Source organism: Rhizobium etli 8C-3 (assembly GCF_001908375.1).
GTDB classification, from domain to species: domain Bacteria; phylum Pseudomonadota; class Alphaproteobacteria; order Rhizobiales; family Rhizobiaceae; genus Rhizobium; species Rhizobium etli_B.
This window is the reverse complement of sequence record NZ_CP017244.1, coordinates 1,986,948-2,007,900: the sequence shown is the minus strand read 5'-3', so window position 1 is coordinate 2,007,900 and position 20,953 is coordinate 1,986,948. Positions and strand designations below refer to the sequence as shown.

18 protein-coding genes and 1 pseudogene are annotated in these 20,953 nt (G+C 60.8%); 2 read left to right on the top strand and 17 right to left on the bottom strand.

Features of this window, described 5'->3' with window-relative positions:
- Positions 1-502: 502 nt before the first annotated feature.
- The gene (locus tag AM571_RS34390) at positions 503-1,402 is read right to left on the bottom strand and encodes an AraC family transcriptional regulator (protein WP_074065367.1); all 900 of its coding nucleotides are present in this window, start codon (positions 1,400-1,402) and stop codon (positions 503-505) included.
- Positions 1,403-1,574: 172 nt separating this feature from the next.
- Here AM571_RS34390 and AM571_RS34385 point away from each other — a divergent pair, with 172 nt between their 5' ends.
- Entirely contained in the window at positions 1,575-2,333 is a 759-nt protein-coding gene (locus AM571_RS34385) for an SDR family NAD(P)-dependent oxidoreductase (protein WP_074065750.1), read from the top strand.
- Between the two features lie 354 nt (positions 2,334-2,687).
- Here AM571_RS34385 and AM571_RS34380 read toward each other — a convergent pair whose 3' ends face one another.
- The 4 genes and pseudogenes from AM571_RS34380 to tauA all read right to left on the bottom strand — a co-directional run bounded on the left by AM571_RS34380 (position 2,688) and on the right by tauA (position 6,126).
- Positions 2,688-2,984, bottom strand: a complete 297-nt coding sequence (locus AM571_RS34380) for a DUF982 domain-containing protein (protein WP_074065366.1) — start codon at positions 2,982-2,984, stop codon at positions 2,688-2,690.
- Positions 2,985-3,417: 433 nt separating this feature from the next.
- Positions 3,418-4,271 (bottom strand): annotated as a pseudogene (locus AM571_RS34375) (ABC transporter permease subunit).
- Positions 4,268-5,056 carry a taurine ABC transporter ATP-binding protein gene (locus tag AM571_RS34370; RefSeq protein WP_074065365.1) on the bottom strand — a complete coding sequence of 263 codons (789 nt, stop codon included), beginning with the start codon at positions 5,054-5,056 and terminating at the stop codon, positions 4,268-4,270. The pseudogene AM571_RS34375 and the gene AM571_RS34370 overlap by 4 nt, the downstream one beginning before the upstream one ends.
- A gap of 56 nt (positions 5,057-5,112) precedes the next feature.
- Positions 5,113-6,126: a taurine ABC transporter substrate-binding protein gene (gene tauA / locus AM571_RS34365; RefSeq protein WP_074065749.1), complete on the bottom strand. Its 1,014-nt coding sequence runs from the start codon at positions 6,124-6,126 to the stop codon at positions 5,113-5,115.
- A 203-nt stretch (positions 6,127-6,329) separates the two neighbouring features.
- Between tauA and AM571_RS34360 the strand changes: the two genes are divergently transcribed.
- Positions 6,330-7,700 (top strand): FAD/NAD(P)-binding protein, encoded by a 1,371-nt coding sequence (locus AM571_RS34360; RefSeq protein WP_074065364.1) that lies wholly within the window; start codon positions 6,330-6,332, stop codon positions 7,698-7,700.
- A gap of 175 nt (positions 7,701-7,875) precedes the next feature.
- Here AM571_RS34360 and AM571_RS34355 read toward each other — a convergent pair whose 3' ends face one another.
- The 12 genes from AM571_RS34355 to AM571_RS34300 form a co-directional block, all read right to left on the bottom strand.
- Entirely contained in the window at positions 7,876-8,943 is a 1,068-nt protein-coding gene (locus tag AM571_RS34355; RefSeq protein ID WP_074065363.1) for an LLM class flavin-dependent oxidoreductase, read from the bottom strand.
- Positions 8,940-9,950: a C-terminal binding protein gene (locus tag AM571_RS34350; RefSeq protein WP_074065362.1), complete on the bottom strand. Its 1,011-nt coding sequence runs from the start codon at positions 9,948-9,950 to the stop codon at positions 8,940-8,942. Before AM571_RS34350 ends, AM571_RS34355 begins: the two co-directional genes overlap by 4 nt.
- Before the next feature lie 20 nt (positions 9,951-9,970).
- Entirely contained in the window at positions 9,971-10,873 is a 903-nt protein-coding gene (locus AM571_RS34345; RefSeq protein WP_237358623.1) for an ABC transporter permease, read from the bottom strand.
- Positions 10,866-11,705, bottom strand: coding sequence for an ABC transporter ATP-binding protein (locus AM571_RS34340; protein WP_074065361.1), 840 nt, complete (start codon positions 11,703-11,705; stop codon positions 10,866-10,868). Before AM571_RS34340 ends, AM571_RS34345 begins: the two co-directional genes overlap by 8 nt.
- A gap of 85 nt (positions 11,706-11,790) precedes the next feature.
- Positions 11,791-12,822, bottom strand: coding sequence for an ABC transporter substrate-binding protein (locus AM571_RS34335; protein WP_074065360.1), 1,032 nt, complete (start codon positions 12,820-12,822; stop codon positions 11,791-11,793).
- Positions 12,823-13,106: 284 nt separating this feature from the next.
- The gene (gene msuE / locus AM571_RS34330; RefSeq protein ID WP_074065359.1) at positions 13,107-13,667 is read right to left on the bottom strand and encodes an FMN reductase; all 561 of its coding nucleotides are present in this window, start codon (positions 13,665-13,667) and stop codon (positions 13,107-13,109) included.
- A 59-nt stretch (positions 13,668-13,726) separates the two neighbouring features.
- Positions 13,727-14,908, bottom strand: coding sequence for an acyl-CoA dehydrogenase family protein (locus AM571_RS34325; RefSeq protein ID WP_074065747.1), 1,182 nt, complete (start codon positions 14,906-14,908; stop codon positions 13,727-13,729).
- Positions 14,909-15,027: 119 nt separating this feature from the next.
- Positions 15,028-16,131 (bottom strand): LLM class flavin-dependent oxidoreductase, encoded by a 1,104-nt coding sequence (locus AM571_RS34320; protein ID WP_074065358.1) that lies wholly within the window; start codon positions 16,129-16,131, stop codon positions 15,028-15,030.
- A 157-nt stretch (positions 16,132-16,288) separates the two neighbouring features.
- Positions 16,289-17,377 carry an LLM class flavin-dependent oxidoreductase gene (locus AM571_RS34315; RefSeq protein ID WP_074065357.1) on the bottom strand — a complete coding sequence of 363 codons (1,089 nt, stop codon included), beginning with the start codon at positions 17,375-17,377 and terminating at the stop codon, positions 16,289-16,291.
- Positions 17,374-19,101 carry an ABC transporter ATP-binding protein gene (locus AM571_RS34310; RefSeq protein ID WP_074065356.1) on the bottom strand — a complete coding sequence of 576 codons (1,728 nt, stop codon included), beginning with the start codon at positions 19,099-19,101 and terminating at the stop codon, positions 17,374-17,376. The genes AM571_RS34315 and AM571_RS34310 overlap by 4 nt, the downstream gene beginning before the upstream one ends.
- The gene (locus AM571_RS34305) at positions 19,080-19,928 is read right to left on the bottom strand and encodes an ABC transporter permease (RefSeq protein ID WP_074065355.1); all 849 of its coding nucleotides are present in this window, start codon (positions 19,926-19,928) and stop codon (positions 19,080-19,082) included. Before AM571_RS34305 ends, AM571_RS34310 begins: the two co-directional genes overlap by 22 nt.
- Positions 19,925-20,932 (bottom strand): ABC transporter permease, encoded by a 1,008-nt coding sequence (locus AM571_RS34300; RefSeq protein ID WP_074065354.1) that lies wholly within the window; start codon positions 20,930-20,932, stop codon positions 19,925-19,927. Before AM571_RS34300 ends, AM571_RS34305 begins: the two co-directional genes overlap by 4 nt.
- Between the last annotated feature and the right edge of the window lie 21 nt (positions 20,933-20,953).

Below are 20,953 nucleotides of genomic sequence, written 5' to 3'. Positions count from 1 at the left end.
CAATCGCCCGATCCCAGCCATTTGGCGCCGCTGGCGCTGGCGGTCCAGTTCAATCGTTGCCGAAACGGCCTTCGGCCTCGCCTTCGGCTTCATGTTCGATGGCCGGTTTCCGTCTCCCGCCGAGGCGATTGGAGCGACTATGCGGTTCGTCGGCGTCTGTTCCGCCGTCGCAGTTTCAGCAAGCCGGGTGCGCTATCCGATTTGTCGCAAGAGTCAGCTGCAGAAGTCTGACTTTTGCACCTATTATTTGCGACTAAACTTCCCTGAATTTTCAGTGTCGCCGATTCTGTCGCGAGTCGGTGACGCGGCTTTCGCACGTCGACAGCCTCCTTCCGGCCCCTAAGTGCCGCCAGCAGCCGGCAGCGGAGATTATTCCCGCTTCGCGCCCTCATCTTAGCCAATCCAATCACCGGCATGCGCCCACAGTTCCTGCCCTCCGTTCCTCTGAACGAGCCAGCCCGATGCAAATGCCAGAGACGCAGCTGGAGAGCGCAAGGACGGATCAGCCGGCAAATGCGGCATCGATTTGTTTCCGCATCTGGCGGATGTCGCGGACGGGCGGCGCGCCGAATTGCCGGAGGTACTCGCGGCTGAACTGGGATGCACTCTCATAGCCGACCGCGAAGGCGACAAATGATGCACTATACTCGCCCCCCAGAAGCAGCCGGCGTGCCTCCTGCAGGCGAAGTTGCTTCTGGTACTGGAGCGGGCTGAAGCCCGTGATCGCCGAAAAGTGCCGGTGCAGGCTCGCTCGGCTCATGCCGCTCGCCTCGCACAGGGCATCAATCCGCAATTGCTGGTCGTGATTGTCCCTGATCCATGCAATGGCACGGCGGATGCGGACCAGCGGCCCCTCAGGCTGCGCAATCTGGCGGAGAAGGCGCCCGTCCGGACCTTGCAGGAGACGATAGAGCAATTCGCGCTCAACCATGGGCGCGAGAACAGGAATGTCGTCGGGCTTGTCGAGCAGCGAAAGCAACCGAAGCAGCCCATCACGAAGCTGGACCGTCATCGGATTGATCGACAGCCCGATCTGCTCGCCATCGGTTTCCCGCTTGGGCGGCATGGCAGCCGCCAGTTCTGCCAGCAAAGCGGGATCGAGTGTCAGAGAAACGGCGACATAAGGGCGATGCTGGTCGGCATCTAACACTTGGCCGATCAGCGGCAGATCGAGGGCGCTGATCAGATACTGCGAACTGTCGTAGCTCAGGACGCTGTTGTTGATGGCGACCCGTTTGGAGCCCTGAAGAATGAAGCAAACCATCGACCGATAAAGGCACGGCGTTTCGCCAGTCGGGCGATGTCCGACCAGCAGCTCGACGCGCGGGATCGGCGTGAGCACGGTATCGGGCTTGGCATGGCGCAAGGCGATTTCAAGGTGCACTTCGAAGGCATCGGTCATTGCGGAATTATGTCAGTACCTCCAGGACCGGGCAAGTCAGTTGAGACAATTGGGCAAGATGTTGATCCGATCAGGCGGGTTTAGGTGAAGGCTTGTCGCTATCATGCAGAGGCAGGCAGCGCTCATCGCGAGCGATTTGCCGCTCGCCAATAATCTCTCTCAAAGGCAGAACATGACTGACAGAATCGCGCTCATCACCGGCGCCAGCCGCGGTCTAGGCCGCGCCATGGCGCTTCACCTCGCCGACCGTGGCGTCGGCATTATCGGCACCTACCTCACCGGCGCCGCCGAAGCCGACGCCTTGAAGCACGAAATCGAAGCGAAAGGCGGCAAGGCCGCTATGATCTCGCTCGACGTAACTGAAACGTCGGGCTTCCCACTATTTACCAGAGCTTTGGCCACGGCGCTGGACGACACCTTTGGCCGCCAGCAGTTCGACTATCTCGTCAATAATGCCGGCATCGGCGTGTTCGCCAATTTCGCGGAGACGACGGAAGAACAGTTCGACGCTCTGGTGGCGACACATCTGCGTGGTCCGATGTTCCTCACCCAAAAGCTTTTACCGCTGATCGAGGACGGTGGCCGTATCCTCAATATCTCCTCTGGTTTCGTACGCTTCACTCTGCCCGGCTATAGCGTTTACGCGGCAATGAAAGCGGCAACCGAGGTGCTGACGCGCTTCATGGCCGTCGAACTGGGCAAGCGCAGGATTCGGGTGAATGCCATCGCCCCCGGCGCGATCGCGACTGATTTTGGAGGCGGCGCGGTACGCGATAACAAGGCCGTTAACACCTTCGTCGCGCAGGGTATCGCGCTGGGTCGCGTCGGGTTGCCGGACGATATCGGCAGCGCGGTCGCTGCAATTCTCTCCGACGACATGGGCTGGGCGAACGGCACCTGCTTCGATGTTTCAGGCGGACAAATGCTGTAACGGCTGCCACGGCTGCGCAAGGGAGGCGTGGAGTGTTCATCGCGTGCCAAGGCATATTGGCTCGGCTATGTTTTTGTACGAGAGGACCTCCACGCCCGATCATGACAGAAGCAGAAGTTCACGAAGCGATCGCATAACGATCGAATTTGGTCGCGAGCCGCCTGAGGCATATACTTCGGCGAAAGGCAGCTTTCCTGCCGGCGCCTCTCCAAACCCTACATTTCGGAATCGGCCCCGAAACGGTCATTCCTCATCGGCCGGGGCGACGTCAGCTACTCGAGCATTTGAGATAAGGGCTTCTGTTAACACCAAGGTCGTTGACCTGCGCCTCTCGCGGCGGCTCATCACCCGTTGCTACGCTCCGCCGACGTTTTGGCCGCTGGTGCGCTGCGAGAGAAGCGGGATGTCTTCGATCTTCGCCAGCATGCCATTCTTCTTGAGAAAACGTTCAAAGTTGTCGCGAACGGCGTTCAGTGGGAACCGAGCCGCCACCGCTTCCCGACATGCCCTCAAAATCGTCTCGTAGGCAATATCCTGCTTTTCCTCTGGCCACTCCTCAAGGAAATCGAAAATGTCCTCCAGACATCCAATTTCCTGAATGAAGTGCGTTCTCTTCACAAAGAGAGGTCGGTCAAACAGATTACCCGTCATTGTGTCCTCCGATGCGATCCGGTTATTACAGCCATGATTTAGGGGGACGATATTGAGCCTTCAAGACGTTCGAAAACGCTTCCGCGAGAACAAAAAGCAACGGTGTCAGGCGTCAAGGGACGGTGCGCGGTATTCTCGCATCCTTGCGTTCAAGGTGATGATCATCTTTCGCATGACGGCGACAACAGCGAGCTTGGCGGGTTTGCCCCTGTTTCGGAGATTTGCATGCGATATCGTCGCCGATCTCCTGCGCCCGAAGATCCGAGCGCCGACCCGAGAAGCAGGCGCCAGACCATCGACCGTTTGGTGCAGGCGCTGCTTGCCGAGGCCGACGGTGAAACGTTTTCGGCGATCGTCATGGAGGCTGCAGATGTTGATCTGCCTCCAGCGGCGAGGGGCCGATTCGGCCAGATTTACGGTGCATTGGCCCCGCTCATAGCTTGCCCTTCCAGGGCACGAGGAAGGTCTCGAGAAGCGGATGCCGGCCGAGAAGGTGAAGGCGCAGATCGCGATGATGGCGATACCGACGAAAACGACGTCGGTCGCCAGGAACTGCGACGCCGACATGATCATGAAACCGATCCCGCGCGTGGAGGCGATCAATTCGGCTGCAACCAGGGTGCTCCAGCCGACGCCGAGTGCGATCCGGATTCCAGTGAGGATTTCTGGCAGGGCCGACGGCAGGACGATGTCGAGGAAAAGCTGCAGCCGGCCGCCACCCAGCGAACGGGCGGCGTTGACGCGCTCGATCGGCAGCGAACGAACCCCGGCCTGGGCCGAAAGGCAGATCGGCGCGATCATCGCAAGCACCAGAAGCGTGATCCTCGACGTCTCGCCGATGCCGAGCCAGATGATCATCAGTGGTAGGTAGGAGAGCGGCGGAAGGGGCCAGTAAAATTCAATCGGCGCGTCGAGCACTCCTTTTGCCCAGCGGTTCAGGCCCATGAGCAATCCGAGCGGAATGCCGGCGGAAATGGCGATCAGGGCTGCGACGACGATGCGGAACAGACTTGCAGAGACATGCTCGGAAAGCGATGCGCCGGCATAGCCGTCGCGATAGATAACGCCCATCTGCGTCAGCACCTCATCGGGACGTGGCAGGAACAGGTGCGGGACGAAGCCGAGTGCTGAAATGAGCCACCACAGCAGCAATATGGCGAGCGCGGTGGCAAGGCTGATGGCGACCGTCGATTTCTCGCCGGCGCCAAAGCCGGCCATTTTCACCAGCTTGATCTGACGGTCCTCAACATCGGTCGCAACCGTCGGAGCCTGTGTTATATCGCTCATGCGGCGCTCCTGAAGTCTTCGCTGCCGTGGAGAATGGCGCGGATCTCCTCGCGAAGCTCGGCAAATCGCGGCGAGGCCTTGATCGCGCGGGCATCGCCGGTTTCGGCGAAACGCCTGACGAAATCGAGATCGAGGCGTGCGACGACGCGCCCCGGCCGCGGCGACATGACGAGCACCTGCGTACCCAGAAACAGGGCCTCTTCGATCGAATGCGTGATGAAGAACACTTTCTTTGCCGTTTTATTCCAGACGGAGACCAGCAGTTCCTGCATCTGCTCACGGGTCAGACTGTCTAGCGCGCCGAACGGTTCGTCCATGAGCAGGATGTCGGGGTTGGTCGCCAGAGCCCGGGCGATGCCGACCCGCTGGCGCATGCCGCCCGAGAGCTCGTAGGGATAGGCGGCGGAAAACTCGTCGAGGCCGACCAGCCGGAGCAGTTCCAAGGCGCGTGCCTGCCGCTCCTTCCGATTCATGCCCGCGAATTTCAGACCGAGCGCGACATTGTCGACCACGGACTTCCAAGGCAGCAGAGAATCCTTCTGAAAGACGACGCCGCGATTGGCGCCCGGCCGTTCGACGGCGCGGCCATCGAGCGTAATGCGACCATCGGAAAGCGGAAGAAAACCGGCGATTGCGTTGAGAAGGGTTGATTTGCCGCAGCCCGAGGCACCGAGCGCAACGACGAAACCGCGGTCGGGAATATCGAAAGACACGCGGTCGAGCGCGTGAACGGTCCGCCCGTCGCGGGCTGCAAAGAAGACGCTGGCGTGATCGACTTTCAGCATATATCGGAACTCACAAGTTCGACATCGGCGCGACTGTCGCGCCGATGTCAGGAGGATCAGTTGCTGACGCCGGCAAGCGCGTCGGCGGTGACGAAGGCTCCGTAATTGTCCAGTACGCCGGACACCTTGCCCTGTTCCTTCAGGAAGGACGCCGTGTCCTTGAGGATCTTGCCGGCGCCTGCCTTTTCTCCGCCGCCGAGCCAGGCGTCCGATGCCTGGATTTCGGGAGTGAGCAGCGTCAGGTTCTTCAAGGCCGATGCCTGCTGCTGGGGCGTTCCGCCGAGAAGTTTGGCGAGCGACTTGACGTTGTCGCTTTCGGGACCCCAGGCGGATTTGTCGGCGGCGAAGGACGTGTAGTATCTGGTGACGACCGAGGCGAAACCCTTGAGGAATTCCGGATTGTCGGCGGCAAACTTCGAGGCCGCAACCCAGGCCGAGAAGGTCGGCGCACCCTTGTCAGCCACATCCTTGGAGGTCACGAGGACCTTGCCGTTCTTCTTCAGTTCGGTCAGCGCCGGATCCCAGACGAAGCCGCCGTCGATATCGCCGCGGTTATAGCTTGCGACGATCTCGGGCTGGGGGATTGCGTAGACCTGGACGTCCTTTTCGGTCAGACCCTGCGATTTGATCAGCGCCAGCAGCTGATAGTGGTCCGTCGACACGGGCGCGGCGGCAAGCTTCTTGCCCTTCAAATCGTTCACGCTTTCAATGCCGGAGCCGTTACGAACGACGAGAGCCTCGTCGATGCCCGAAATAGAGGCCAGGTAGAAGGCCTTGACCTCCAGCCCGCGTGATACCGCAGCCGCAAAGGGGCTGGATCCGACATAGCCGACCTGGACATCGCCCGAGGCGACGGCTGCGAAGATCTCGGCCCCGGAATTGAACCTGCGAAAGTCGATCTCATAGCCAGTGGTCTTGGCAAACTCGCCATTGGCGATCGCGACCGAAGACGGCAGGGCGTCGGTCTGATAGCCGACAACGACCTTCTTGTCCGCCGCCTCGGCGACGATCGCCGTTGCAAGAGTTCCGACGCCGACAGCGACCGCGACAATCAAATTTCTGAAATTCATCTTGAGCCCTTTGTTCAGGGCCACATCCGGCCCTTGATCTCACCCTTAAAAGCGTAATGGTTGGGAACGAGCTAGCGGGAGAAATAACAAACTATATTTATAGACTATAGAGATAATTGTTTTCATGATTCTGGCGCTTGCGCGATCGAAGGGACGAGCGAGCGACAGAAGCGAAGGTTCCCGAATTTTCAGGGAGAAATACGGTGATATACGATGTGATCGTGGTCGGTTCCGGTTTTTCGGCAATAGCCGTGACCTGCAATCTCATCGAGCAACTTCCCGCTTCGGCGAAAGTTGCCGTCATAGGCGACGATCCGGGTTTCGGCCGCGGGACGGCGTACCGAACGGAACTCTATCTCCACCGCCTCAACGTTCCCGCGGGCCGCATGAGCTTGTTGCCACATCGGCCGGATGATTTCGTCGACTGGCTGAAAACTCGCGGACGGAGGCTGCAGGCAGGCGATTTCGCCTCCCGCAGCGATTACGGTCTGTATGTCCGCGATACGTTGGCGCGGCTGCTTCGAAAGCGGGACAATCGTTGCCGGGTTGATTTGATCAAGGCCAAGGCGGCGGGATGTGTGGAGCGCTACAACAGCACGCTTGCCTTCCAACTCGGCAATGGCGACGAGATTGCCGGGAGGAACGTCGTGCTCTGCCTTGGCGTCGGCAACGCCAGCCTGCCGGTCGATCCGGCCAGTGTCCCGCCATTTCTGCGATCGCGGATCGTCGAGAATCCCTGGCGGCTCTCCTGGCTCAGGCGCGTCGCCCCGTCCGATACAGTCTGCATCCTCGGCTCCGGCCTGACGATGATCGATCAGGTTCTCGCGCTTCGCGCCCACGGCCACCGCGGCAGGATCGACGTGCTTTCGCGCCGAGGTTTGGCACCCCTCGGACATGCGAGGACGCCGCCGGCGCCTCTGCCGATCGATGTTCAGGCGCTTCCCGGGACAATCAGCGACATTTTGAAGAGCTTGCGGGCGAAGAGCAGGGAGGCCGCTGACTGGCGAGCCGTGATGGACGGCCTGAGGCCGGTGACAGGGGCACTCTGGCAGCGGCTTTCAAGCGAGGAGCGGGCACGTTTCCTGCGCCATGCGCTTCCCTGGTGGAACATCCACCGCCACCGGGTCGCGCCTGACGTGTTCGACAGGTTCGAGAAACTCGTTTCGGAAGCAACCGTCCGCTTCCATGCAGGGTTCCTGAAATCGCTTGCGGCCGAGGAGGACAGGCTTCTCGCCAAATACAGGGTCAGAGCGACAAGGGAGTTCGCCGGGATTAGAGCGGATTGGCTGGTCAATTGCACGGGAATGGAACGCGCCGGGATCAGCCATTCCCCGCTTTTGAAGGAAATGAGCCGCATTCAGCTGATCGCCCCCGATTCCCTCGGCATCGGGATCCAGGTGGATGCCGCTTCCGAAGTGGTGGTGCCATCCCGCATCTCACCCGCCCGGCTGTTTGCAGTCGGCGCCTTGACGGCGGGGCAATTCTGGGAAATTACCGCCGTCCCCGACATTCGGGTGCAGGCAAAGGCCGTCGTTGAAGAGATCGTCTCGACGCTGCCAGCGCCCGAGGCATAGATTGGCAATTCCAAGGTCAATGTGCTTGCTCAATTGCCGGCCGCCGACAGTTACAGTATCGGGTGCGCCACGATGCGATTCGAATTTGGACTGCCGCTACGGGACGCCGCATCCAGAGATCAAGCCGGCTACAGCATTCTTTCTGAAAAACCGATTTCGTTTCCGCGATGTTGCGCTATGCCAGAAGCGGAAGCAGCTGGTCACCTTGCCGCTTCATTTCCGCAAGGTATGGCGTGTCGGAGAGCACAAAATGGGTGATTCCAAGTTCTTCGTATTTGCGCAGAGAATGCGCGACATCCTCGGCTGACCCGACCAGCCAGGTCGTTGCTGCTCCACCTCCTCCGAATTTGCCCGGCGCTGTATAGAGATTGTCATCCAGCACGTCGCCTTGCCGGACAAGGTCCAGGAGACGTCGCTGACCAACGGCAGTGCCGTGGCGATGATCCTGCCAGTTTCCGGCCGTTCCCTCGACCATTTTGGCAACCTTCGCTTCTGCATCCGCCCACGCTTGATCCGTCGTGTCCCGAACGAGTGTCGTGATCCTTAGGCCGAATTCCAGTGGCGCCAGATCGCGATCAAGTGCCTTGCTGAGCGCCTTCAACCGGTCGATCCGGTCCCGCACGCCATCAAGCGGTTCTCCCCAGAAGAGCTGCACATCGGCTTCGGTTGCGGCGACGCGCTCGGCAGCCTCCGAGGCTCCTCCGAAATAGAGTTTGGGATGGCGGCGATCACCGATCGGCGTCAGCCGCGGCGCTACGGTGGATCTGGCGACCTGGAAATACTCGCCAGTGAAGCTAACCTCTTCTTCCGTCCAGAGTTTGCGGGTCAGCCGCATGAACTCCTTCGTGCGGGCATACCGCTGCACCTGGTCGCCCTCTTTGTCGCCATAGGCTGCAAGCTCGTCCGGCCCGGAAACGACGTTGACGCGAACGCGCCCGCCACTCAGGTGATCGAGCGTTGCTGCGGAGGAGGCAAAGTTCGCCGGTTTCCAATAGCCCGGCCGGACCGCGATCAACGGCTCGAAAGTCGTCGTGCGGGCAACGAGCGCCGCTGCAATGGTGAATGTATCGGGCCGGCCCCAGCCCGTGCCGATCAAGGCGCCTTTCCAGCCGTGCTCTTCCAGAGCTCTTGCCTGTGTCGTCAGCGTGTCCAGGCTATTGTGATCCTGGCTGGCCACATCGCCACGGTGACCGGCTTTGACATCGTTTGGAATGTACCACAGAAATTCGCAATGACTGCTCATGATCTGTCCGTGACCCGATTTCGAAGCTTGCCCTCGTCGAGGAGAATCCTGACCGTCTTTGCCGCATTGCGTCGCATCTCGATGGCTGCATGATCGGAATAGAAGGCATTGTGCGGGGTGATCACCAACCGCCCTGCGAGCCAATCCTCGCGGTTGCGCCACGCGGTCAACAGCGAATGGTCGCCAGGCGGTTCCCTGACCAGCGTGTCGATCGCGGCGGCGCTTAGATGGCCGCTGCGAAGCGCGACCTCAAGTGCATCGAGATCTTCGATCAACTCGCCGCGCGCGGTGTTGACGACAATGGCGCCCGGCTTCAGCCGTGCAAGACCCCCGGCGTCCAGAATACCACGGGTCTCTGCGTCCGCCGGACAATGAAGCGTAACGATATCGGAGCGGCCCAAAAGCTCCACCAACCGGTCCGCCCGTTCATAGCCGATTGCCTTCTCATGCCCAGGCGGCTGGCCGGGATCATAGCCAAGGATGTGGAAGCCGAAAGGTTTCAGTCGGTTGACCACCGCCGTGCCGATCCGTCCGACGCCGACGACACCCACCGTCGCCTTGTTCGAGCGGGGAAGCGGCTTGAGGCTATGAACCTGCCATCCAGACGTATAGCCGCGGGCGCGAGCATCATGTTTCCAAAGCCGCCGATGCAAGGACAGGATCATCGCCAGCGCATGATCAGCGACTTCTTCGGTGCCGTAATCGGGATTGTTGGCGAAGGGGATGCCGGCACTGTCGAGTGCCGTGAGATCGATCTTTTCGTAGCCTACGCCATAGCGCACCACGCCCCTGCAGCGGGTCATGTGTGAAATGATTTTCGGCCCTAGCCTTGCGCCCCAAACCATCAGCGCGTCGAGCCTTGCAAGACGATCAGGAGCGAAGGATGCCTCGTCGGTACTGGCGAAAAAGTCGATCTCGACATCATCACCAAGGACCTCGGCCTCGAGATCAGGCGAACCGATCATGTGGTCGGTAATTCCGACCACATATTTTTTCCCTGCCGTCATTCTTCCATGTCCTCGCCGCGTTAGCGCGCCATTCCCCATTTCGCCACAGTCCTGCACTCCAGCTGGCGGAAGAGGACGTTCTCGACCAGAAGGCCGAAGAGGATGACCGTGATCAGCCCAGCAAAGACCCGGTCGGTGTAGAGCTCGTTTCGGTTCTGGAAGATGTACCAGCCAAGCCCGCCCTTGCCGGAGGAGGCTCCGAAGACCAGTTCGGCCGCAATCAGTGTGCGCCAGGCGAAGGCCCACCCGATCTTAAGGCCCGCAATGATTGACGGCAGGGCTGCAGGCACGAGGATGAAAAGCACGTAGCGGACTCCTCGCAGCCCGTAATTGCGGCCGGCCATCCGCAAGGTTTCCGGCACGCCCGTAAAACCGGTATACATGTTGAGCGCCAGCGGCCAGAGTACCGAATGGATCAGCACGAAGACGAGACTTCCCTGTCCCAGCCCGAACCAAAGCAGCGCCAGCGGTAGAAGCGCGATCGGGGGCAGGGGATTGAGCATGGAGGTCAGCGTCGACAAAAGGTCTCGGCCGAGCTGGGTGGAGACGGCCAGCGAGGTGAGCACGAAGGCAAGAACGACGCCTGCCGCATAGCCCTTGATAAGGACATCCAGCGAGTTCAGGGCGCGGACTGGAATGACGCCACTGATGGTGTCCTCTACCAGAGCCCTGATCGCAGCCGAAAACGGTGGCAGCAGCAGCTCGTTTGCCTGAAGTCTCGCGATGATTTCCCATAGCAAGGCGAGACAGAGCAGGATCAGGCTTTTGCGCGGCCAGGCGCGCTGCCAGAGTCTTCGATAGACCGGAAGAACCTCTTCGCTCGTCGTGTCTGCAAGTGGCTCGAGCGGCCGCTCGTATTCGGGGCGGAGCGGCGGCATGGGTTGCGGAGCGGTTTTCGCATCGGCGCTCAGAACATCAGTCATGGTTTTCTTCCTCGACCTCGGCACTTTCGAACAGAAGGTCGTGAATGCGGTTTGCGGCCGCCTGGAACTGTGGGCTTCCGCCACTAGCCAGATCCCATTCATGGCTGTTGATCTCGGCCCGCATCCGTCCGGGATGCGGCGACAGGAGCGCGATTCGGTTGCCGACCACCAGTGCTTCTTCAATGGAGTGGGTGACGAACAGCAGGGTGAAGCGCACCTCTTCCCACAGCGCCAGAAGCTCTTCCTGCATCTTGCGCCGGGTCAACGCATCCAGAGCGGCGAATGGTTCGTCCATCAGCAGGATACGTGGTTCCATGGCGAGTGCACGGGCAATGGCGACGCGTTGCTTCATGCCGCCGGATAGGGTGTTCGGATAGGCATCGGCAAAACGGGTCAAACCGACCTTCTCGATATAGTGTTCCGCTCGTTCAAGGGCCTCCTTGCGATTGAGGCGGCCGGAAGCCCGTACCGGAAAGGCGACGTTCTCGCGAACGGTCTTCCACGGCGGCAACTGGTCGAACTCCTGAAAAACGACGACACGGTCCGGTCCGGGATCATGCACCGGGCGACCGTCGAGCAGTATCCGGCCGGTGCGCGGCACGAGGAAGCCGCCGACTGCCTTCAAGAGGGTGGACTTGCCGCAGCCTGAAGCCCCGAGCAGGATGAAACGGTCGGCTTCCCAGACAGCGAAGCTGACATTCTGCGTGGCGCGAACCACGCGACCAGGCACCTGATATTCCAGCGTGACGCCCTCGACTGAAAGAAGGGGCGATGAAGGTGGTGCGCCGTTTGCCCAACTGGGCTGCCTGGTAGGTACAGTCATAGCGTCCATTGTCATTTCCATCGGATTTACCGATCTGGAGGCGACTTGCCTCGCAAGCTGCCTCCAGATCCTGCTGAAGGGTGTGAGGATGACGTTAGCCGCCGTTCCCGCCATGAGCCTCAGGGAAGAAATAATCCTTCCAGGACTGGGCTTCGCTCTTCAGCACGCCGAGCTTGTGAAGCTCCGTCGCGTAAACGAATGTATTCTGAGGGACGATGGTGAAATCGTTCTCGGGATCGTTGATGATTTCGAGGACGAGCTGCGGCGAGAGCTTCGAATTCTGCTGGCGTATGAACGTCTCTGCCGCTTTCTCCTTGTTTGCATTGATCCAGTCTGCAGCTTCACGCAGCGCAGAGTAGAAGGCGGCATAGGTCTTCGGATTTTCGTCGTGGAAAGCCGCGGTGGTATAAAGCACGTTGAAGGTCGCCGGCCCACCGAGGATGTCATAGGAACTGATGACCTTATGCACCGCCTTGTTTGCCTGCAGGGCCTGGTAATAGAAGGGTGCAGAGGAAAAGTGCGAATTCACTTCTGTGCCACCAGAGATCAGCGCCGCGGTCGCGTCCGGGTGAGGGAGGCTGACGGAAATCTGATCGAGCTTCTGGAAATTATCCGGCCCGAAGAGTTTGGCGGCCTCGATCTGCAGCGTTCGCGACTGGAAGCCGACGCCGGCGGCAGGAACAGCGATCCGGTCTTTGTCACTGAAATCCTTGAGTGTGTGCACATCAGGACTGGTCGTCAGCAGGTAGTTCGGTAATGAACCGAGCGCAGCCACCAGCTTTACGTCGCCCTTGGAACGGTCCCACATTGTCAATGCCGGCGGCACGCCTGCCGAAACGATGTCGAGATTGTTGGCGAGAAGCGCCTCGTTCATCGCAGTCGCACCAGAGATGCTCGCCCACTCGACTTCGATATCGACGCCGGCTTGCTTACCATGCTTTTCGATGAGTTTTTGGTCGCGAACGACATCCAGGATCAGATAGGAAATTCCGAACTGCTGCGCGATCGTGATCTTGCCCTCGGCGGCGGCCTGTCCTGCCAACAGTGTGGCGACGATACCGAATGCAGCGCCCAGAGCTTTGTGGCGATTGAATTTCACGAATGTCGAAAGGCTGAGTGCCTTCATAGATACCCCCATCGGGCGAAATGATTTCAGAAAACGCGGTGCGGCGTGATTCTCCGCGAGGAATTTCAGAAAGGTTTCACTAAAGCCGGGAACCAGCCTAAGCCGACAGGCTAAGTATTTCGACAAAATCTATGGTGTTCTATTCTGAAGCGTAAAATGAGAGCAAATCGCTCCGCGCAGTCGAAACGTCGAAAAAATCTGCTTGTCGCCGGTCTCCGGATTTCATTGCGGTGTACTTGCGATAAATGCAGACCGCCCCAATCGAAGCAGATGCCAGCAGCGGCCTATTCTGCCGCTATTGCCGCCAATCTCGAGCGTGCGTTCAAAAGCAGGGAAGCCTCGCCAAGCGCCTGGTTCACGCGACCGAGTATCGCAGGCGAGGGGGCGCCGTCGATGAAATCACGGCCCGAGGCGTAGATCGCGGTCGGCGTCACGAAGGCCTCGAAAAACGCAAAGAGTGGTCGCAACTGGTGCTCGACGACAAGCGAATGCCGGTCTCCGCCTCCTGTCGCCGTCAGCACGATCGGCTTGCCGCGCAGATCGGCGGGATCGAGCAGATCGATCACGTGCTTGAAGAGGCCGGTATAGCTTCCCTTATAGGTCGGCGATCCGATGACGAGCGCATCGGCGTCGATGATCGTGCGGACGACCTTGCGCGCGGCGGGATCGAGATCGGTCACCGACCGTGCTGCCGTCAGAGACGATCCGAGATCTTCGACATCGAAAACCGCATGACTCAGGCCGGCTTGCTTCGCGAGCGCCTCCGTCACATTTTCCACGAAACGCTTCGTGCTGGAGGGCCGCGAGATATTGCCCGAGAAGCCGACGATCAGATTGTTGTTCATTCCATTTCCCTTCGAGAGTTCGTTTTGAGATATGGAGAGACGACGTCCCTGCTCTCCCATCAGGCCGTCTTGAGAATGGAGATACTCTCGGGGCAGCCCGGCCGGTCGGCTTCGGCCCGGTGCCATCGGTCGAAGGCGGCACGGCCCAGGATCGAGACGGACGTATCTTCCTGCGGCGCATGGACGAGTACCGACTGGATATCCCGGAAATGCCGTTCAAGCCCGAGATCCGCATTAAGGCCCGGATTGCCGATGCCGCGGACTGCGATCTGCACCGCCTCACGGATCTGTCGGCCGGCCAAAAGTCTCGCCCTGATCAGGTTATCCGCATCGCCCTGGCTGTTTTCCAATGCGCCGAAGATGATCTGGCGGGCACCGGAGACAAGCAGGTCGATTTCGCCCGAGAGCGTCATGAAACGCTCGGTGCGGGCAATGGGATGGCCGAGATTGGCCGGCACGCGCTCATGGGCGAAACGGATGAAGGCCGCCTGTGCGGCTTCGGCCGCCCCGAGATAGATTGCAGTCAGCGCCAGGGTGATCGCCGCATGGACGCGGTTGTCCTGTTGGGCCACGGAAGGATCGACGAGTTCCAGCACGTTTTCCGCCGGGATCTCGACATCCTTGTATTCGACGTCATGCGATCCTGTGGCGCGCATGCCAAGGCTTTTCCAGTTCTCGACAACCTGGATGCCGGGAAGACCGTTCGGCACGACGAAGGTTCCAACCCGCCCTGGCAATTCGTCCGTATGTGCCCAGACGAGAAAATGCGTGAGCCCGCAGGCGCCCGTCACGAAACGCTTACGACCCGTGATCGACCAGCCGGTCGCCGTGCGGCGGGCGATCGTCCCAGGCAGGCCGCCGCGTGCTGGCGACCCCAGTTCCGGCTCCACGCGCGCGGCGTTGAGCAGCAGCGGACGCTGCTTCGCTTCCGCCAGCAGGCGCCGATAGAGATTGTCCGGCCAATAGTCCTTTGTCGCCTGCGCCAGATGGGTGAAGATCGTCATAGCGGTGATCAGAGCGACTGAAGGGTCACCCCGGCCCAGAGCTGCGAGGATATGAGCCGCATCGGCAAGCGTCCCACCTTGACCGCCATAGCGGGTCGCAACGGTGCTTTCGAGGAGGCCAGCCTCATAAACGGCTCGAATACCGATCCAGGGAAACTGGCCGGCCTGGTCCGCTTCCGGTGCGGCCTCTGCGAGAATGCGCGCCGTAGCGTCGAGGATGATTGGATCATGGGACATGCGGGGTGTGGCCTTCTGGCTGTCGAGGGACATCATCCGTCACCACCGGACGAAAGGATCGCTCTGCACCGAGATAAGAAAGAAGATCGGATCTTGGGAATGGGCCCAGACCGAATGCATCACGCGGCGTTCTTTTTCTTCGCCTCTTCCCGTTCGCGAATACCTTCGCGCACGAGCGGCAGGATGTAGCGGCCGTAATCCACCGCATCGTTGAAGTTGTCGTAGCCGCGGATCGAGATCAGATCGGCGCCAAGATCGATGTAGTCGAGAATGGAATCGGCAATCGTGCGCGGCGAACCGACAAGTGCCGTGGTCGCGCCGCTGGCATTGGTGGCCGTGACCGTCGGATACCAGAGGGCTCGGTCATGAACATCGCCGCGCTTGGCGATATCCAGGAGGCGCTGCGAACCGACATTGGCTGGCGGCGCGGCGTTGATGGGCGCGCGCGCCAGACCCCTCTGGCGGTTCTCGTTCAGGCGATCCAGGACTTTATGCGCCTTTTGCCACGCAAGCTCGTCCGTTTCGGCCACAATCGGCCGGAACGTCACCCAGATACGCGGGCGGTCCGTCCGGCCTGCCTTTGCGGCTTGCGCGTAAATACGATCAATTTGCTGTTTCGTTTCCTTGAGCGGCTCGCCCCAAAGTCCGAAGATATCGCAGAGCGAACCGCCGATGCGATAGGCTGCATCCGATGAGCCGCCAAGCGAAATCGGAATGAGCCCGTTGATCGGGCGTACAGCGCTGCGGAATTGTTTGAACTGATAATATTTACCGTCGAAATCAAAAGGCTCCTTCGACATCCAGGCAAGCCGCAGGATATGAATGTACTCTTCCTGCCGCTCATAGCGCTCTTCCTTGTTGAGGAAATCGCCTTCACGCGACTGCTCTTCGTCGCTGCCGCCGGCAATGAAGTGGACGACGACGCGGCCGCCGCTCAGTTGATCGAGCGTTGCCAGCGATTTGGCTGCGACCGTCGGATAGACGGTGTTCGGCCGCAGCGCGACGATGATCTTGATGTTCTTCGTGTGCGCGAGAACCGTGGCGCCGATCGTGAAGGGGTCGAAGGACGAGGAGGAGTATGGGATCAGCGTGTAGTTGAAACCGTAGTCGTCGAGGGCGCGGGCATAGCGCTCGAGAAAGCGAGGATCCACCGGCGCGTCGGGAATTGGGTTCAGGTCGTTTGACGCGTTGGGAAAGCTGACACTTATGAATTCCGCGGCCATGTGCGCTCCTTGATGTTTTCCGAAGAGTGAGACGAGGTTAAGTCGCAGGGGAGAGGGCAGGAAGACAGGTCTTTCTAATTCTATAGATTGTATAGAAAATATTCGCGTGGTACGGGCAAGATGGGCTGAGGGCTACCCAAATCCGCCGCAGAAACACTCACGGTCCGAGGGTGGGTGACCATCCGAGCTCTGGAGCAACCGTCTCGGCAAGATCGGTCAAAAGCCGTAGGTTTTCGGCAAGTCCAAAGGCGGGAGGGAGGAAGAGCACGACCTCATCGGCGGCGGCAAGCCCAGGGTCATTGAGGACAGCATCGATCACTTGATCCGGCGTTCCCTGGAAGACAGGCGAAATCTGGGCGCCCGCCGGCTGACCGGCAGGGGCAAGCGCGCCTATGGGACGTGACGCGGCAATGCCCTTGGTGCGGCGCTCCAGATCATAGGCCGCATATTTCTCGCGCAGTTCTGCGGTGGTGCCGACGAGGATGGAGGCGGCGACGGCCACGGGCGGCGGCTCCGTCGCCCACCTCTTGTGCCAGGTGACACGAAAAGTCTCGATGATGCGGGCCTGATACTGCCCGAATGTCTCTCCTTCGGCCTGGTCGTGCAGGACAGTCCCGGAGATGAGCCCGATGCCGAGCTCGGCTGCCTGCACGGCAGACTCGATGCTGGCCGAACCTTGGCGAATGCGGGCCCTGAGCGTCGGGCTATACGGCGTCACACGCAGCTCAGCACCCTGTGGCGCACCGGGACCTTGCTCGACAACCCTATGGAGGACGTCCCCTGCAATCGCGGAGAGAAAGCGTGCCTGGCGGCGTTTGGCCTCTGTGCGCGCGTCGGTGTCGACGGCGCCGAACACGGCATCAAAGCTTGCGTTGGTGCCGGTCGAGATTGCGAGTTCCAACCGGCCGTCGATCAACAGGTCGGTCGTGCCGGCGGCTTCCGCGAGCAGGATTGGATCCTGATAGCGCATCGGAATGACCGCCGATCCAAACGTGATATGCCTGGCATGCTGGCCGGCCGCGGCGAAGAACGGGAGCGGCGACGAAAGGTAGTGGTCGAAGTGCCGCTGATAGGCCCAACCAGACTGGTAACCGAGCCGCTCGGCCTGTTTGAACAGTTCAATCCCATCGCGCAGGCCTTGGGCAGGTCCGGCATCATCATTGAACGACACCCGGGTGTTGAAACCCAGCCGCTGCTTGGGACGGAACGATGCGGGCAGGGTGGTGGATTGCATGGCGATAGTCATGCGATCTGCTCCTCTCGGAATGCTTGCAGGGATCGCGGTTGCTGCCCGCGAGCAGGACCGGCGAAGCCGGAAGGGATCGATTGCAGCAGCGATGCCGTGTAGGGATGCCGAGGATTATCAAAAATGTCCTTGATGGTTCCATGCTCCACGATGCTGCCCCGCTGCATGACCGAGACGGTGTGAGCAAGCTGGCGCACCAGTGCCAGGTCATGGGACACGAAGACATAGGTGAGGCCAAGCTTCGCCTGCAGGGAGAGCAGCACTTCGACAATGTCGGCCTGGACGCCGACATCGAGAGCGGAAGTCGGCTCGTCCAGGACGATGACGTCGGGCTTCAGGATCAATGACCGAGCGATTGCCACACGCTGGCGCTGACCGCCGGACAAGGCTCCAGGCTTGCGCGTCAGCAGATGTTCGCCAAGACCGACATTGGCGAGCGCCTCGCGGACCTCTTCGGCCCGCTCCCTGGGCGTGCCGACCTTGAAGCGGTCGAGAGGCTCGCGCACCAGATGCTCGACGCTCCAGGTCGGGTCGAGCGAGGTAAACGGGTTCTGGTAGACGAACTGAAGATGCCGCCAGACTGTGCGCAGCGACGCGTGCGAGAGCCCGGTTAGGCGCTCGCCTGCCACCGAAATCTCGCCCGCATCCGGTTCTTCAAGCCCCAGCAGCAGCCGGATCGTCGTCGTCTTGCCGGATCCCGATTCGCCGACCAGCGCATGGGTCGTTCCCGCCGGGACGCTGAAGGAAACGTCATCGACGGCGGTCAGGTGTTTGCCATCGATCGTGAACCTCTTGGTGACGGCGCTCACTTCGATCTTCGGCGCCTGGTTGGTGGCATCGAGGAGACCAAAGCCGGGATCGCGAAGCCTCGCATAACGATCAGGATTGAGGGCCGGGACATCGGCATGCAGTTTCCTGGCATAGTTCGATGCGGGCGATGAGAAGACAGCCGATGTCCCTCCTGCCTCCTGAACGGTGCCGTCCTTGAGGACCACCAACGAGTCGGCCCGCTCCGCCGCGATTGCCAAATCGTGGGTAATGAGGAGCAGACTGATATCCAACTCGTGCTGCAGACGCGAGAGCAGATCGAGGATCCGTTTCTGGATCGTAACGTCGAGGGCGGAGGTCGGCTCGTCTGCAACGAGGAGCGCGGGACGCGGCAGGACGGCAAGACCGATCAGCACGCGTTGCAGCATGCCGCCGGAGAGTTGATGTGGATAGGAGTCGTATACTCGATGCGCATTGTCGAGTCCGATCTGGGCAAAGGTCTCGAGGACAAGCGCTCTTCGGATAACGGCACTTGGCTCGTCGGTCAGGGCTGCCGCTTCCATCGCCTGCGCACCGATCGTTCGCACCGGGTTGAGGGCGTTGCCGGGATCCTGCGGGACAAATCCGATCGCCCGTCCACGCAAGGGCCGGAACCGGCGTTCGGGCAGGGCCAGCAGTTCCTGACCATCGAACCGGACATGCCCGCCTGCCCGCGCGCCGCCGGGCAGAAGCCGCAGCAGCGCGCGGGCGATGGTGGATTTTCCGGAGCCGGATTCGCCAATAATGGCGAGGCTTTTGCCATGTCCCAGTTCGAAGCCGACGTCTTGAACGACCTCCTGCTTTCCATAGGCGACGGAAAGTCCCTCGACCAGAAGGAGAGGTGCCGCGGGTTGCGGCGCGGGTGCGGGCGTCTGTCTTCGAAGGAGTGGCGCAGTCAGTCTGTTTTGCGAAGCCATCGGCTGATCCTATTGACGGAGAGGACGGTCAAGATGGTGACGAAGGCGGGCGCGTATACGAGCCACGGCCATTTGAGGTAATCCTTGCCGATCGAGATCAGCAGGCCCCAGTCCGAAGCGGGCGGCGGGTCGCCGTAGCCGAGGAAGGCAAGGCTGGCGATTACCAGGATCGACTCGCCGAACTGCAGGACGGCGAGCGGCAACACGGAACGCGAGGCGTTCGGCAGGACGTGGCGCAAAAGGATGTACCTGCGCGAACCGCCGAGCAGGAACGACGCCTCGACAAAGGTCGCTTGTCTGGTCTTTATGACCTCAGAGCGTGTCACGCGGGCAAAGAAGGCCACCGCCGACACGCCGGTGGCGACAGCGGCGTTGATGGTCTCGAAGCCGATCGCGCTGACGACGATGACGGCGAGCAGAAATTTGGGAATGGCGAGCAGCACATCGACGAGGCGGGCGAAAACGACATCGACCCAGCCGCCGAGAAAACCGGCCAGAAGCCCAATGAACCCTCCGGCGACAACCCCGATCAGGACCGCCACGAGCGCGCTCGAGACAGAGGAGGCCGTGCCGTAGACCACACGGGTATAGACGTCGCGTCCGAGATGATCGGTGCCGAACCAGTGACTCATGCTAGGGCCCAGCAATTTTTCCGCCGGGACGCCGGCGACGGGGCCGTGAATGGTGAACAGGCTCGGTGCGAGCGACCAGGCAACCACCACCGCGACGACCGCGAACGAAAGCGCCACCGTCGGCGGCATCCGCAGGGCTGTCGACCAACCGCCGAGGCGGGTACGTGACGGAGATGAGTTCGAAACGAATGTCATGACGTCACCGCCTTGGTGTCTAAGGACGGGTCGTCCGCGGCAGTGGGGCGTCGCTTCGGCCTTCCAAGAAGCTTCACGCGCGGGTCTAGCAGCGGGTAGAGAAGATCGGCAATGAGATTGACGAGCACGAAGACCACCGCACCAAGCGAGACGACCGCCTGCAGAACGGGCAGGTCCTGCGTGCTGACCGAGCGCTGAACAAGGCTCCCGACACCGGTGCGCCCGAAGACCGTCTCGGTGATCAGAGATCCACCGAGAAGCTCCCCTATGGTGAGCGCAATGACCGTGACGACGGGCAGTGAGGCCGGCTTGAGCAGGTGTTTCGCGAACAGTCGCGCCTGGCCAATACCGCGACTGCTGGCAACCGTGGCGTATTCCTGCTCCGCCTCCTTGTCGAGATTTGCAATAAGGACCTCGGCGATCTGCGCCGAAACAGGAATGCCGAGTGCGATCGCTGCAAACAGGGTCGCCCAGAAGCTGTCGGGATTGATGACGCGGAAGAGACCGAGCTGGAAGCCAAAGACGTGGATCAGTACCAGGCCGATGACGAAGTTCGGCACCGACAGGAACAGCGACGGGAAGCCGCGCAACAATCCCTGGCCGTAGCGCCTGGGAATGAAGCGGCTTCCATAAGCAACCGCCATTGCGAGGACCAAAGCGACGGCCAGACCAGCGGAGGCTAGAATGAGCGTCGAAGGGAGTACCTCGGCGATCAAGCTTGAAACGGGCCGGTTGGACCGCATCGACATGCCCAGGTCACCGGTCAGGAAAGCCGACAGGGCATTCCACAGCTGCACCAGAACGGGTTTGTCCAGACCTTGAGCCGCAATGATCTCGGCAATCTCTTCTTCGGTGAACCCGTTCTGAGGATTCCGCAGGACACTGGTGATCGGGTCCCCGGGGAGGATGCTGACGACCACGAACGTGAAGACATAAGCCAGCAGGATGACGACGAGCGCCTGGCTGAGCCGTTTTGCAGCGTAGGTTAGGTAGGTATTGCTCATGCCGGTGCCTCGCATTTTCCG